Origin of the sequence: Promicromonospora soli (assembly GCF_014653785.1) — a bacterium.
Classification (GTDB): Bacteria; Actinomycetota; Actinomycetes; order Actinomycetales; family Cellulomonadaceae; genus Promicromonospora; species Promicromonospora soli.
This window is the reverse complement of sequence record NZ_BNAS01000007.1, coordinates 87,723-100,648: the sequence shown is the minus strand read 5'-3', so window position 1 is coordinate 100,648 and position 12,926 is coordinate 87,723. Positions and strand designations below refer to the sequence as shown.

The window sequence follows — 12,926 nt, the reverse complement described above, 5'->3', positions numbered from 1 at the left end:
TGCTTGGGGGCTTGCGCGACCTCGGTCGGATGCTTTGAGATCGGTCAATCACTGGACCGAGCTCGAAGCATCCGACCTATCTCGTTCTCGCGGTGCCCGCATCCGACCGATCCCGTGCTCCGGGTCGCCCTCGTGCGCACGTGCTTCGGTACCTTCGGGGCATGACGAGATCGGACGAGCTGCCGGGCGCGGAGCTGAGCGGTGTGATCGCAGGCCTGCGCGATGCCGCACGAGTCCCGGCCCTGTCCGCGGCGGCAGGCCGCGGGGGCGAGGTGGTCTGGGCCGACGTCGCCCATGCCCGCTGGGCAGGCACCCCGACGCCGGAGCACGCCTTCCGCATCGGGTCCATCACCAAGCCCATGGTCGCCGTGGCAGTGCTCCGGCTCGTCGCCGAGGGCGAGGTGGCGCTCGCGGACCCGATCGGCAAGCATCTGCCCGACGCGCCCGCCCCGGACGCGACGATCCGCCACCTGCTGACCCACACGAGCGGCTTGCAGGCCGAGTTTCCTGGCCCGTGGTGGGAGCGGCACGGCGGGCAGACGTGGGAGGAGCTGGCCGGAGCCGGCGTCGAGCAGCTCTGGGACCCGGGCGAGCGGTACCACTACAGCAACGCCGGGTTCGCCGTGCTGGGCCGTCTGGTCGAGGTGGTCCACGGCAGCACCTGGGACAAGGTGCTCCGTGACGAGCTGTGGGAACCGCTGGGAATGACCGCCACCGGGCGCGTGCCCGTCGGCCCGCACGTCACGGGGTACGCGGTGCACCCCCACGCGGACCTGGTCCACCACGAGCCGGTGGCCGAGTACCTCGCTGCGGGGCCGGCCGGAGAGCTGTGGTCCACGCCCTCGGACCTGGTGCGGTTCGGCATGTGGCTCGTGGGCGGCGAGGCCGACCGGGACGCCGGCGAGGCCGTGCTGCCGATCGCCCTCCGCCACCACATGGCCGTCCCACGCGTTGTGGTCGACGACGCCGGGCCCTCGGGCGGTCCATGGTCCACCGCCCACGGCCTGGGTGTGCGGGTGCGCCAGGACGGCACCGTCCGCACGGTGGGCCACGGCGGGTCGGTGCCGGGCTTCACCGCGGACCTGAGGGCGGACGCCGCGACGGGCGACGTGGTCGCCGTGTGCGGATCGTCGACGCTCGGGTTCGGCGACGGCACCCGCCTGCTCGCGACCCTCCAGGGCACCGGGACGCCTGCTCCGCTGCCGCCGGGGGACTCGCATGACGCCGTGCGGCAGGCGAGCGAGCGCGGCGCCGGCGGACCGGGCGAGATCACGGGCACCTGGTACTGGGGGCCGTTCCCGCACACCGTGAGCATCGATGCCGCGGGCCGTGTCGAGCTGCGGTCCCAGGGCAACGGCGGCCGTGGCACCGTGTTCGACGCCGTCGGGGGCGAGCTGCGCGGCGTCGAGGGCGGTTACTGGCTCGGGGAACGGCTGGTGGTGCGCGACGCCGGGGGCGTGCCCGTGGCGCTGGACGTCGGCACCTTCCACTTCACGCGGACCCCCTACGACCCGGACACGGCCGTGCCCGGCGGCGTCGACGGGGACGGCTGGTACCGACCCTGACCCGCCGCGTGACCGCCGCGCCGAGCGTCTGCGAGACACGCCCAACGGTCGCGACACGCCGCTGACTCAGATCACTTTTCCGCCTCTGCGGGGGCCTCTGACGGTCGCGTGAGGCGCTCTTTCTCGTGCCCCGCGCGGCTCGTCCGACGGCGCCGCGAGAAGCCCTGGGCGCGGCCTACCAGGCGGTGTCAGAGGCTCGTGGCAGCATGGTCCGTGAGCGTTCCGGGCGGGTCGGGTAGCGGATTGGCATGGCGCGCCGGACGTCCTCAACCACAACATGTCGTAACAGGGCGAGTGTCAGACACTAGGTGTAGTGTTTGGTTCAGCGGGAGACGCAGACCCGCAAACAAAGCACACCGGTGTAAGTTCACGGGTGTCCTTCGAGGTCAGAGGAGGCGGACATGAGCGTCACGGTCTACAGCAAGCCGGCGTGCGTCCAGTGTGACGCGACGTACCGGGCACTGGATCGCAAGGGCGTCGAGTACTCGGTTGTCGACATCACCCAGGACCCCGAGGCGCTCGAGATGGTTCGCGGCCTCGGGTACCTCCAGGCGCCGGTCGTCGTAGCCGGTGACACCCACTGGTCGGGCTTTCGCCCCGACCAGATCAGCGCGGTCGCCGCGCTTCAGGCCGCCTCGGCCTGACCTGCATCACAGCTACGTCGGCAAGGAGGCGTGACGTGAGCTCTCTCGTCTACTTCTCCAGCGTGTCCGAGAACACGCACCGGTTCGTCGAGAAGCTTGGCCTCGAGGAGCTCGGGATGTCGGTGCACCGGATACCGCTGCGCCCCGCCGACGGCTTCCTGCGCGTGGACGAGCCCTACGTCCTCGTGGCCCCCACCTACGGCGGCGGCAACGAGGGCGGGGCCGTTCCACGGCAGGTGAGGAAGTTCCTCAACGACGAACACAACCGGTCGCTCATTCGCGGCGTCATCGCTGCGGGGAACACCAACTTCGGGGCTGCGTACTGCATCACCGGGGACATCATCGCTGCGAAGTGTGATGTCCCGTATCTGTACGCCTTCGAGCTACTGGGAACTGCGCAGGACGTCGCGCGCGTCCGCAACGGATTGGGACGATTTTGGCAGCAACAACGACTGAGCCTCTCCGCCTGAACGGTGAGGGCCTGAGCGAGATCCCCCTGGAGACCATCCAGATGGACTATCACTCGCTCAACGCCATGCTGAACCTGTACGGGTCGGACGGGAAGATCCAGTTCGAGAAGGACCGCGAGGCGGCCCGCCAGTACTTCCTGCAGCACGTGAACCCGAACACCGTCGAGTTCGAGTCGCTCGAAGCCAAGCTCGAGCACCTCGTCGAGGCCAAGTACTACGACCCGACCGTGCTCGCGAAGTACTCCGGTGCGTTCGTCAAGGAGCTGTTCCAGCTCGCGTACTCGAAGAAGTTCCGCTTCGAGACGTTCCTGGGCGCCTTCAAGTACTACACCTCGTACACGCTCAAGACGTTCGACGGCAAGAAGTACCTGGAGCGCTTCGAGGACCGCGTCGCCATGGTCGCGCTCGGCCTGGCGGACGGCGACGAGCGGACGGCGCGGGACATCGTCGAGGAGGTCATCTCCGGGCGGTTCCAGCCGGCGACGCCGACCTTCCTCAACATCGGCAAGGCGCAGCGCGGCGAGCCCGTGTCCTGCTTCCTGCTGCGCATCGAGGACAACATGGAGTCGATCGCGCGCGGCATCAACTCCGCGCTGCAGCTCTCCAAGCGCGGCGGCGGCGTGGCGCTGCTGCTGAGCAACATCCGCGAGCACGGCGCGCCGATCAAGCACATCGAGAACCAGTCCTCCGGCGTCATCCCCGTGATGAAGCTCCTGGAAGACTCCTTCTCCTACGCGAACCAGCTCGGCGCACGTCAGGGTGCGGGTGCGGTGTACCTGCACGCGCACCACCCCGACATCATGCGGTTCCTCGACACCAAGCGGGAGAACGCGGACGAGAAGATCCGCATCAAGACGCTCTCCCTCGGCGTCGTCATCCCGGACATCACGTTCGAGCTGGCCAAGAAGAACGCTGACATGCACCTGTTCAGCCCGTACGACGTCGAGCGCGTCTACGGCAAGCCGTTCGCCGACATCTCCATCTCGGAGAAGTACGACGAGCTGGTGGCCGACGACCGCATCCGCAAGACGACGATCAGCGCGCGTGACTTCTTCCAGACGCTCGCGGAGCTGCAGTTCGAGTCCGGCTACCCGTACATCATGTTCGAGGACACGGTGAACGCGGCGAACCCGATCAAGGGCCGCATCACGCACTCGAACCTGTGCTCCGAGATCCTGCAGGTGTCGACGCCGTCGACGTTCAACGAGGACCTCTCCTACAGCGAGGTCGGGCGGGACATCTCCTGCAACCTGGGCTCGCTGAACATCGCCAAGGCGATGGACTCGCCGGACTTCGGCCGCACGATCGACACCGCGATCCGCGCGCTGACCGCGGTGAGCGACCAGACGTCGATCGAGTCGGTCCCGTCGATCAAGCTGGCCAACGAGCAGGGGCACGCCATCGGCCTGGGCCAGATGAACCTGCACGGCTACCTGGCCCGCGAGCACATCTACTACGGCTCCGACGAGGGCGTCGACTTCACGAACATCTACTTCTACACCGTGGCGTACCACGCGATCGCGGCGTCCAACCGCCTGTCGATCGAGCGCAAGAAGAAGTTCGGCGGGTTCGAGGACTCGAAGTACGCCACCGGCGAGTACTTCGACAAGTACGTCGAGCAGGAGTGGAAGCCGGCCACCGAGCGTGTCGCGCGCCTGTTCGCCGACGCCGGTGTGTCGATCCCGACGCAGGACGACTGGCGTGAGCTCAGGACCTCGGTGATGGAGCACGGCATCTACAACCAGAACCTCCAGGCCGTGCCGCCCACGGGTTCGATCAGCTACATCAACAACTCGACGTCGTCGATCCACCCGGTCCCGGCCAAGATCGAGATCCGCAAGGAAGGCAAGCTCGGTCGCGTCTACTACCCGGCGCCGTACATGACGAACGACAACCTGGACTACTACCAGGATGCGTACGAGATCGGCTACGAGAAGATCATCGACACGTACGCCGCGGCGACGCAGCACGTGGACCAGGGCCTCTCGCTGACGCTGTTCTTCCCGGACACGGTGACCACGCGCGACGTCAACAAGGCGCAGATCTACGCGTGGCGCAAGGGCATCAAGACCCTCTACTACATCCGTCTGCGCCAGCTCGCCCTGGAGGGTACTGAGGTGGACAACTGCGTCAGCTGCATGCTGTGACGGGTTCTTGCCCCCTGGCCCGCCACTACCGTCGTCGTCCCTGAAGGAACCTCCCATGTCACCCACTGGCAAGCTCAAGCTCATCGACCGCGTGACCGCGATCAACTGGAACCGCCTCGAGGACGAGAAGGACCTCGAGGTCTGGGACCGCCTGGTCGGCAACTTCTGGCTGCCCGAGAAGGTCCCGGTCTCCAACGACATCCAGTCGTGGAACACCCTCTCGGAGCACGAGAAGACCATGACCTCGCGGGTGTTCACCGGACTGACCCTCCTGGACACCATCCAGGGCACGGTCGGCGCGGTGTCGCTGATCCCGGACGCGCTCACGCCCCACGAGGAGGCGGTGTACACCAACATCGCCTTCATGGAGAGCGTGCACGCGAAGAGCTACTCCTCGATCTTTTCCACGCTGCTGTCGACGCCGGAGATCGACGCGGCGTTCGAATGGTCCGAGAACAACGAGAACCTGCAGAAGAAGGCAGAGATCGTCCTCGACTACTACCGCGGAGACGACCCGCTGAAGCGCAAGGTCGCCTCGACGATGCTCGAGTCGTTCCTGTTCTACTCCGGCTTCTACGCGCCGATGTACTGGTCCTCACGAGCGAAGCTCACGAACACGGCTGACCTGATCCGCCTCATCATCCGCGACGAGGCAGTGCACGGGTACTACATCGGCTACAAGTACCAGAAGGGCCTCGCGAAGCTGACGCAGCCCGAGCAGGAAGACCTCAAGGCCTACACGTTCGACCTGCTCTTCGAGCTGTACGAGAACGAGGTGGAGTACACCGACTCGCTCTACGGCGAGCTGGGGCTGACCGAGGACGTCAAGAAGTTCCTGCGGTACAACGGCAACAAGGCCCTGATGAACCTGGGCTACGAGGCGCTGTTCCCCAAGGAGGACACCGACGTCAACCCGGCGATCCTCGCGGCGCTGTCGCCGAACGCGGACGAGAACCACGACTTCTTCTCGGGGTCCGGCTCGTCGTACGTGATCGGCAAGGCCGTGGAGACCGAGGACGACGACTGGGACTTCTGACCTCGTGTCGGGAGCCCGCCGCCCATAGTGGCGTATCAGAGGCCCGGAACCGCAGAATTCTGCGGTTCCGGGCCTCTCTGCATGACCTGTCAGGCCAGGAACGCGTCGGCCTCAGCCAGCGCCTCGTCGAGGATGGCCAGCCCTGTGGCGGCGTCGCTGTCGGTGACGTTGAGCGGTGGCGCAACGTGGATCCGGTTGCCCAGGACGAGCGGGAGCAGACCACGACCGAGGCACGCCTTGGCGAACGCGGCCATCGGTGCATTCGCGGCCCCAGTGGCACCCACCGGGACGAGCGGCTCCTTGGTCTGCCGGTCACGCACCAGTTCGAGGGTCCACAGCCCGCCGACGCCACGGACGTCCCCGATGCACGGGTGGTTCTCGGCAAGCTTCGTGAGTCCGGGACCGATGATGACGTTGCCGAGCCGCGCGGCTGACGCCACGATGCCCTCGTCGTTCATGGCGCCGATGGCGCCCACCGCGGCGGCGCAGGCCAGCGGGTGCCCGCTGTAGGTCATGCCCGCCGGGTAGGGACGGTTGGTGAACGTCTCGTAGATCGAGTCGCCGACCAGCACCCCGCCGAGCGGCACATAGCCGGAGTTCACGCCCTTCGCGAAGACCAGGAGGTCCGGGGCGACACCGTCGTGGTCGACGCCGAACCACTCTCCGGTGCGGCCGAAGCCAACGAGCACCTCGTCGGCGATGAACACGATGCCGTGACGGCTGCAGACGTCACGGACACCCCGCAGGTAGCCGGCCGGCGGCACGATGACGCCTGAGCTGCCGGTCACCGGTTCCAGGACCAAGGCGGAGATGGTCGACGGGCCTTCGAGAAGGATCACCTGCTCCAGATGCGCGAGCGCCCGCTCACACTCCTCCTCGGGAGTGCTCGCCCCGAAAGCAGAGCGGTACAGGAACGGGCCGAAAAAATGGACGACGCCCGCCGCCCCGGTGTCCGACGCCCAGCGGCGCGGGTCACCGGTGAGGTGGATCGAGGTCGTCGTGGAGCCGTGGTACGAGCGGTACGCGGCGAGCACCTTGGGCCGCCCGTTGTGCAGGCGGGCCATCCGCACCGCATGCTCGATCGCCTCAGTCCCGCCAGTGGTGAACAGCACGTGCCCCAGGCCCTCCGGGGCGACCTCCACGATCAGCCGCGCCGCCTCGCCGCGGATATCCGAGGCATAACCGGGGGCCAAGGTGCACAGCCGATCGGCCTGCTCCTTGATCGCCGAGACGATGCGTGGGTGCTGGTGACCGAGGTTGGCGAAGACCAGCTGCGAGCTGAAGTCCAGAAAACGCCTGCCGGTGGCGTCGGTGAGGTAGCTACCCGAACCGCCGACGAAGGTCGGCACGGTGCGCGGCCCTTGCACGGACCAGGGGTGGAAGACCAAGTCGTCGAGATCCATCGCCACCGTCTCACCTCATCGCATCAGCCGATCCCACAGTGCGGCGCGGACGGACACACCGCAAGCGCACGTCCTGAACCCGCTCTACCTGGTGGCGCTCGTGCCGATCACCGGCTCGCTATGCCGCTCGGATGTCTCGTCAGCGACGGCGCGCGCCCGGACCGAGTACCAGAGCAGCCAGCCGATCATCCAGAACTCGCCGATTGTCGCCGGGATCACGAGCAGCTCCGAGGCCGGCGCGGCGGCGGGTACCAGGTAGGCGAGGAAGCCGCTGACGATGTAGCCGATACCGCCCGCCACGAGAATCCAGCCGAGCGGCCGCGGCATCCCCGAGCGCAGCGCGAGCACGCCCATCGGGATCAGCCAGAGCCCGAAGAAGAGCGCACCGACCTCCCAGAAGCTGCCGCCCAGGACGTACAGGAGCTGTGCTCCGCCGGCGGCGTCGACGGACGACGGCGCGAGGGCGACGTCCAGTGCGCCGCCGAGGCAGGCTGCACTGGCGAGAATCGCCACCGCGTTGATCAGTCCGAAGGCGGTCAGCGAAACCGCAGCGAACGAGTCCACCCGCCGGAACAGCCGGTAGAACCACAGCGCGACCAGTGCCTGGGCCGCGACGAGCGCGAGCTCTAGGCCGATCCCGAGGCGGGCGAGCGACTCGTCCTCGACGAGGTTGGCGAGCGTAGATGCCGCGCTGTCCGGGTCGAACAGCATCGGACGGATGATCAGGAACCCCGGGATGGCGACGACGGCAAGTGCCAGGTAGAGCAGGCCGGTTGTTCGTGCCGTGCGGGGGTGCAGCGTGGGCGAGTTCATGGCTTCCCTCTCGTGAGCCTTACAACGTAAGGCGACCTTACGACGTAAGGCTACGGTGGGGAAGACGGGGACCGGATGAAGATCGGCAGGGGTGTCAGCTGGGGGTCCGCGCGTGCGCCGCGATAAGTGCCGCCTCCACCCGGTTGCGGGCACCGGTGGTTCGCAGGATCGAGGTGACGTGCACCTTGACCGTGCCCTCGGCGAGGTGCAGGCGCGCCGCGATCTCCGGGTTCGACAGCCCGTCGCCAATCAGGGTCAGCACCTCCTGCTCACGCTGGGTGAGGCGTTCGAACCGCTGCTTGGCCTCCTGCTCCGCGATGAAGCGCGTACCCAGTCCCGTCTGCAGCAGACGCCGGGACACGGCGGGCGAGAAGTAGGCGGCGCCCGACGCCGCCGCATGCACCGCGAGCAGCAGTTCACGTGGGTCACCCGACTTCAGCACGAAACCGTCGGCGCCCAGCCGGATGGCCTCTGCGACGTACCCGTCCTCACCGAACGTTGTGACGATGAGGCACGGCAGGGACCCGGCGGTGCGACGGATCTCCGCGAGGGTTTCCAGGCCGCCCATCGTGCCCATGCGCACGTCCAGCAGCACGACGTCTGGCCGGTGAGCCCGGACTGCCGCCAGTGCCTCCTCGCCCGAGGACCCTTGCGCGACGACCCGGACGCCATCGTCGGTCTCGAGGATCCCGGCCAGTCCCGCGCGCACCAGGGGCTCGTCGTCGGCGAGGACCACACGCAGCGGCGGCGTGGTGCCGGGCATGTTCATCGGGCGCCTCCGACAACGAGACCCGTCGAGGCGACGCGGTCGTCGGCCCAGCAGATCCGGTAGGCATCGCCGGACGCGTCGGCGAGCGGGTCCGCCGTGACCGCGTAGTAGTCGCAGGCCGGGTTCGCGCCCGAGGGCGGATCGAGGGTGGCCGCAGGTAACACGGGCTCGACCTCGGACAGGGCGTCGCCCACGGCGATCCGAGCGAACGCCTCCGGGTCGAGTCGTGCGCGACGGGCATCGAGGTGGTCCGCGAGCTGGATCGCCGCAGCGACCAGGACCAGCGCGACCGCCGGTACGAGCACTGCGACCAGCAGCAGCGCCCCGCCGCGGCGCCGGGCGCTAGCAAGCCCGTTGGTCACGGCGCGCGCGGCCTGCGGGGGTCGGCCACCGGGCGCAAGAGGGCTGTCCCCGGCCCCTTGCCCGGCGGGCGGAGCGAGGGCGGATGCCGGATCCTCAAGGGCGGGTCGCAGCACAGCGCGCAATGTGTAGCCGCCGTCCCCCGGGCCGGCCTCGACCGATCCGCCCGCCGCGTGCACGTGTTCGGTCAGTGACCGCACGCCGGTGCCAGCCACACCAGGCACGGGTTCGCCCATCGGTCCGGGCAGCGGATTGCGGACCGTAACCAGCAGACGCTCCTCGTCCGCGTCCAGCGCCACCCGGACCGGTTGACCGGGTGCGTGCTTGAGCGCGTTGGTCAGCCCTTCCTGGACCACGCGAACGACGATGGGCCCGAAGACGGCGAGGCGGTCCGGCCCGGGCGAGCTACTGAGCTCGACGTCGGCACCCGCACGGCGGGCGTCCCGCACGAGAGCGTCGAGGTCGGCCTCAGCCGTCGTAGCGAGCGGGTCGACGGCGAGACCCGTACGGAGAGTCTGGACGGACGCGCCGAGGCGGGCCACCGCGTCGGACACCTGGCGCCGCGCGAGCCCGACGGACTCCCGGGCGGACGCAGCGACGTCCGGCCTGTGCCCGTTCGCCGGGTCGTTCTCCTTCTCGGGGCCGCTCGCCAGGCCGTGTTCTAGCTCGAGCTCCAGCCGACCCAGGTTGAGGGCGACGAGGCTGAGGGCGTGCCCCAGGTCGTCGTGCAGCCCCTCGGCGAGGTGCAGCCGCTGCCGGGCAAGGTCCGCCTCGGCACGCATCCGCTGGGCGTCCTGCTCCCGCAGGAGCGCGATGGCGGCATCGGACTCGGCCGATCGGCGGGCGCGCCATGCAATCGCCACGGACCACGGCAGCACTCCGGTGACCACATCGCGCGCCGCCGTGACGAGCGCCTCGCGCAGATCGGCCCAGCCGGCCACGACGGCGATCGCGCCCACGCCCGTGGCAACCGCCATGGCGACAACACCACGGCGCGCGCCGTCGTCGGTCAGCCCAAGGGGTGCGGCAACGCCTGCGAGCGCGATCATCCACCACGGGTTCACGCCGGCCAGGACCAGCAGCACGGTGAACGCGGCAGCGAGGAGCAGGCCGAGGGGACGCGTGGCCGCGCTGCGGGCTGTGCTGTCAACTGTGTGCTCTGTGTCGATGATCTCGGACGGTTGGGTCACCGGACCATGGTCGCCGAACGGCCTGGCGCGCGCTTCCCGCCGGGGTCGGATCTTCGAGGCGGCCGAGTAGGACCACGGTCATAGACAACTCCTGACCCACGCCAGATCCGAGCGGCTCCGCTGATTTCTAGCGTTCCCGACATGACCACAACACGCCATGCACCAGCAGCGAACGGTCCCGCAGGGCTCGTCCGGAGCCCGATACCCCGCGCCTTCCTGCCCGTCGCGCTCAGCGCGTTCCTGGGCCTGTGTGCTCTCGCACTCCTGACCTGGCCCGCCCGCGAGGTTCTCTTCGAGGGCGTGGCCGGCGGAACCACCACGTCACCCTTGGCCGGTCTCATAGGTCTGGTCGCGGACAAGGGTCTGCTGGCTCTCGTCGCGATCACGGCCGGACTCGTGCTGTTCACGTGGTTCCGCGACCGGCCCCGGTTCGGGCTGCTCGCGGCGGCCGGGGCCGGCACGGTCGCCGCCTATGCCGCGAGCGAGGTGGTGAAGCTGCTGGTCGCCGAGGAGCGGCCATGCCGCGTCGTCGACGTCGCGACCGTGCTGCCGTGCCCGGCGCCGGGGGACTGGTCCTGGCCCAGCAACCACTCGGCGATCGCGGGTGCCCTGGCCGTCGCCTGCCTGCTCGTCGCGCCGCGGCTCTGGTCCGCGGTCGTGCCGCTCGCGCTGGCCGTGGCGGGCGCCCGCGTCGCCGCGGGGGTCCACTACGTGCACGACGTCGCGTCTGGGCTGGCGCTCGGCGTGCTGGTCGCCTGGCTGGTGGGGCTAGCCGTGTACGCAGGCGCTCAGCGGCTCACGCGTCGATCGACCTCGCGCCGGTCACCGGCGGCTCGGCGGACCACGGGAAGGTGATCCACAGATCGGTGTCCTTCCACGAGTAGTCGGGCTGGATGATCGTGCGCGGCTTGGTGAACAGCACGGCGGACCGGGCCTCGGCGCCCTGCTTCTCCAGCAGGTCCATGACGAGGGCCAGCGTCCGGCCGGAGTCGGCGACGTCGTCCACCACGAGGACCTTCGCGCCCGGGAGCTCGGACGTGTCCATGAGCGGCGGCAGCACGCGCGGGTCGTCGAGCGTCTTGCCGATGTCCGTGTAGAACTCGACGTTCAGCGTGCCGACGCCCTTGGTGCCGAGCGCATAGGCCATGGCCCCGCCGGGGACCAGGCCACCGCGTGCGACGGCGATCACGACCTCGGGGACGAACCCGCTGTCCACCACCTTGTGGGCCAGGTCGCGCACTGCGTCGGGGAAGGTCTCCCAGGTGAGCACCTCGCGCTCCGGCATCGAAGCGGACTCGGCCGTGGGCAGGTCTGTCGAAGTCATGGGGACGACCCTACGAGACGTGGCGGGCGCCCGCCACGTTCTGTGCCGTGACCAGCGGCGATGCGCACGTCACGTGCGCGAGGTCTCAGGCCGGTCCGCGGACGGACCGGCCGTGAGGATCAGGCCGCCTTGGCGTCGAGGATGTCGACCACGAACACGAGGGTCGAGTTCGCGGGGATGCCACCCTGCTCCTGCTCGCCGTAGGCCTGGTCGGCCGGGACGACGAGCAGCACCTGGCTGCCGACCTTCTGGCCGGCGATGCCGTTGGTCCAGCCGGGGATCACGCCGCTGAGCGGGAACGACGTCGGCGCGCCACGGCTCCACGAGGAGTCGAACGACGTGCCGTCGAGCAGGCAGCCCGCGTACTGGACGGTGACCGTCTGGTCCTTGGTGACCTCGGCGCCGTCACCCTCGATGAGGGGCTGGACCACCAGGTCGGTGGGCGCCTTGTAGTCCTTCGGGATGGTGACGGTCGGCTGGCCGTCGTCGGCGAGCTCGACGGTGGGTAGGCCCCCTTCCGGGGTCACCGCGGTGCCCTCGGCGCGGGTCGGGACGTCCGGGGCCGCCTCCACCTTGGTGACCTCGACCATCGTGACCTGGATGGTCTGGTCCATCGCGGTGCTCGCCATGAGAAGGCGCATGCCGACCTTCTGGCCGATCAGGCGGTCGTTCAGGAGGTCGTACTCCGGCGCGCCGAGCTTGAACGTCTCCGGCTTCTTCGTCTTCCAGGTGGAACCGCTCGTCGAGCCGTCCTTTCCGGCGATCACCAGGTAGTTGATCGTGACCTGGGCGCCGTCGGTGAGCTCCTCGCCGGTGCCTTCGTCGACCACCCGGAACGTCGGAGCGCTGACCTCCAGCGGCGCCTCGAACTCCACCTTCGGCTCCTTGCCGACCGGGCCCGAGACCTTGATCGCATCGACAGCCTTGACGTCCTCCTCGGACGGGCTCGGCGCGGGCGACGGCTCGGCGGCCGGGGTCACCTCGCAGACGTTTCCGCCGGATGCGGCAGCGCTGCCGCCGTCGTCGCTGCTTGCGCAGCCGGTGAGCGCGATCGAGGCCAGCGCGACGGCTGCCAGGCCGGCAGTGGTGCGGTGCTTCACAAGTAGTCCTTCGGTAGGTTTGCAGCCTTGCTGGGGACCGCCACACTCTAGCGGGCGGAAATGAGTGGGGCTCCCAGGCTTCGAGCAGGTTCGGGCGGTCGAGCC

At 69.0% G+C, this 12,926-nt stretch carries 12 protein-coding genes; 6 read left to right on the top strand and 6 right to left on the bottom strand.

The features are described from left to right. The first annotated feature begins 161 nt into the window (after nt 1-161). The 5 genes from IE250_RS20675 (at nt 162) to nrdF (ending at nt 5,862) form a co-directional block, all read left to right on the top strand. Nucleotides 162-1,565, top strand: a complete 1,404-nt coding sequence (locus IE250_RS20675) for a serine hydrolase domain-containing protein (RefSeq protein ID WP_189671196.1) — start codon at nt 162-164, stop codon at nt 1,563-1,565. Nucleotides 1,566-1,966: 401 nt separating this feature from the next. Beyond that, a complete protein-coding gene (gene nrdH, locus IE250_RS20670; protein WP_189671195.1) occupies nt 1,967-2,209 on the top strand; it encodes a glutaredoxin-like protein NrdH in 243 nt (80 codons plus the stop codon). A 35-nt stretch (nt 2,210-2,244) separates the two neighbouring features. Beyond that, entirely contained in the window at nt 2,245-2,679 is a 435-nt protein-coding gene (gene nrdI / locus IE250_RS20665) for a class Ib ribonucleoside-diphosphate reductase assembly flavoprotein NrdI (protein ID WP_189671194.1), read from the top strand. A gap of 41 nt (nt 2,680-2,720) precedes the next feature. Next, nucleotides 2,721-4,826 carry a class 1b ribonucleoside-diphosphate reductase subunit alpha gene (gene nrdE, locus IE250_RS20660; protein ID WP_189671282.1) on the top strand — a complete coding sequence of 702 codons (2,106 nt, stop codon included), beginning with the start codon at nt 2,721-2,723 and terminating at the stop codon, nt 4,824-4,826. A gap of 55 nt (nt 4,827-4,881) precedes the next feature. Beyond that, nucleotides 4,882-5,862 (top strand): class 1b ribonucleoside-diphosphate reductase subunit beta, encoded by a 981-nt coding sequence (gene nrdF, locus IE250_RS20655; protein WP_189671193.1) that lies wholly within the window; start codon nt 4,882-4,884, stop codon nt 5,860-5,862. Between the two features lie 89 nt (nt 5,863-5,951). Here nrdF and IE250_RS20650 read toward each other — a convergent pair whose 3' ends face one another. The 4 genes from IE250_RS20650 to IE250_RS20635 all read right to left on the bottom strand — a co-directional run bounded on the left by IE250_RS20650 (nt 5,952) and on the right by IE250_RS20635 (nt 10,397). Next, nucleotides 5,952-7,265: an aspartate aminotransferase family protein gene (locus tag IE250_RS20650; RefSeq protein WP_189671192.1), complete on the bottom strand. Its 1,314-nt coding sequence runs from the start codon at nt 7,263-7,265 to the stop codon at nt 5,952-5,954. 84 nt (nt 7,266-7,349) lie between these two features. Further along, the gene (locus tag IE250_RS20645) at nt 7,350-8,078 is read right to left on the bottom strand and encodes a DUF4386 domain-containing protein (RefSeq protein ID WP_189671191.1); all 729 of its coding nucleotides are present in this window, start codon (nt 8,076-8,078) and stop codon (nt 7,350-7,352) included. Nucleotides 8,079-8,172: 94 nt separating this feature from the next. After that, on the bottom strand, nt 8,173-8,847 hold the full coding sequence (locus tag IE250_RS20640) for a response regulator (RefSeq protein ID WP_189671190.1): 675 nt from the start codon (nt 8,845-8,847) through the stop codon (nt 8,173-8,175). Further along, a complete protein-coding gene (locus IE250_RS20635) occupies nt 8,844-10,397 on the bottom strand; it encodes a sensor histidine kinase (protein ID WP_189671189.1) in 1,554 nt (517 codons plus the stop codon). Before IE250_RS20635 ends, IE250_RS20640 begins: the two co-directional genes overlap by 4 nt. A 141-nt stretch (nt 10,398-10,538) precedes the next feature. Between IE250_RS20635 and IE250_RS20630 the strand changes: the two genes are divergently transcribed. After that, nucleotides 10,539-11,252, top strand: coding sequence for a phosphatase PAP2 family protein (locus tag IE250_RS20630; RefSeq protein ID WP_189671188.1), 714 nt, complete (start codon nt 10,539-10,541; stop codon nt 11,250-11,252). Here IE250_RS20630 and IE250_RS20625 read toward each other — a convergent pair. Beyond that, complete coding sequence (locus IE250_RS20625; RefSeq protein WP_189671187.1) at nt 11,194-11,721, bottom strand: phosphoribosyltransferase; 528 nt, start codon at nt 11,719-11,721, stop codon at nt 11,194-11,196. The two genes, IE250_RS20630 and IE250_RS20625, sit on opposite strands and share 59 nt — an antisense overlap. A 119-nt stretch (nt 11,722-11,840) precedes the next feature. Then, a complete protein-coding gene (locus tag IE250_RS20620) occupies nt 11,841-12,821 on the bottom strand; it encodes an FKBP-type peptidyl-prolyl cis-trans isomerase (protein WP_189671186.1) in 981 nt (326 codons plus the stop codon). Nucleotides 12,822-12,926: the final 105 nt, after the last annotated feature.

Bases quoted from the DNA above. Each gene is read 5' to 3' on its own strand.
- nrdF (WP_189671193.1), top strand. From the start codon at position 4,882: ATGTCACCCACTGGCAAGCTCAAGCTCATCGACCGCGTGACCGCGATC.
- IE250_RS20650 (WP_189671192.1), bottom strand. From the start codon at position 7,265: ATGGATCTCGACGACTTGGTCTTCCACCCCTGGTCCGTGCAAGGGCCG.
- IE250_RS20675 (WP_189671196.1), top strand. From the start codon at position 162: ATGACGAGATCGGACGAGCTGCCGGGCGCGGAGCTGAGCGGTGTGATC.
- IE250_RS20630 (WP_189671188.1), top strand. From the start codon at position 10,539: ATGACCACAACACGCCATGCACCAGCAGCGAACGGTCCCGCAGGGCTC.
- nrdH (WP_189671195.1), top strand. From the start codon at position 1,967: ATGAGCGTCACGGTCTACAGCAAGCCGGCGTGCGTCCAGTGTGACGCG.
- IE250_RS20640 (WP_189671190.1), bottom strand. From the start codon at position 8,847: ATGAACATGCCCGGCACCACGCCGCCGCTGCGTGTGGTCCTCGCCGAC.
- IE250_RS20645 (WP_189671191.1), bottom strand. From the start codon at position 8,078: ATGAACTCGCCCACGCTGCACCCCCGCACGGCACGAACAACCGGCCTG.
- nrdE (WP_189671282.1), top strand. From the start codon at position 2,721: ATGGACTATCACTCGCTCAACGCCATGCTGAACCTGTACGGGTCGGAC.
- IE250_RS20625 (WP_189671187.1), bottom strand. From the start codon at position 11,721: ATGACTTCGACAGACCTGCCCACGGCCGAGTCCGCTTCGATGCCGGAG.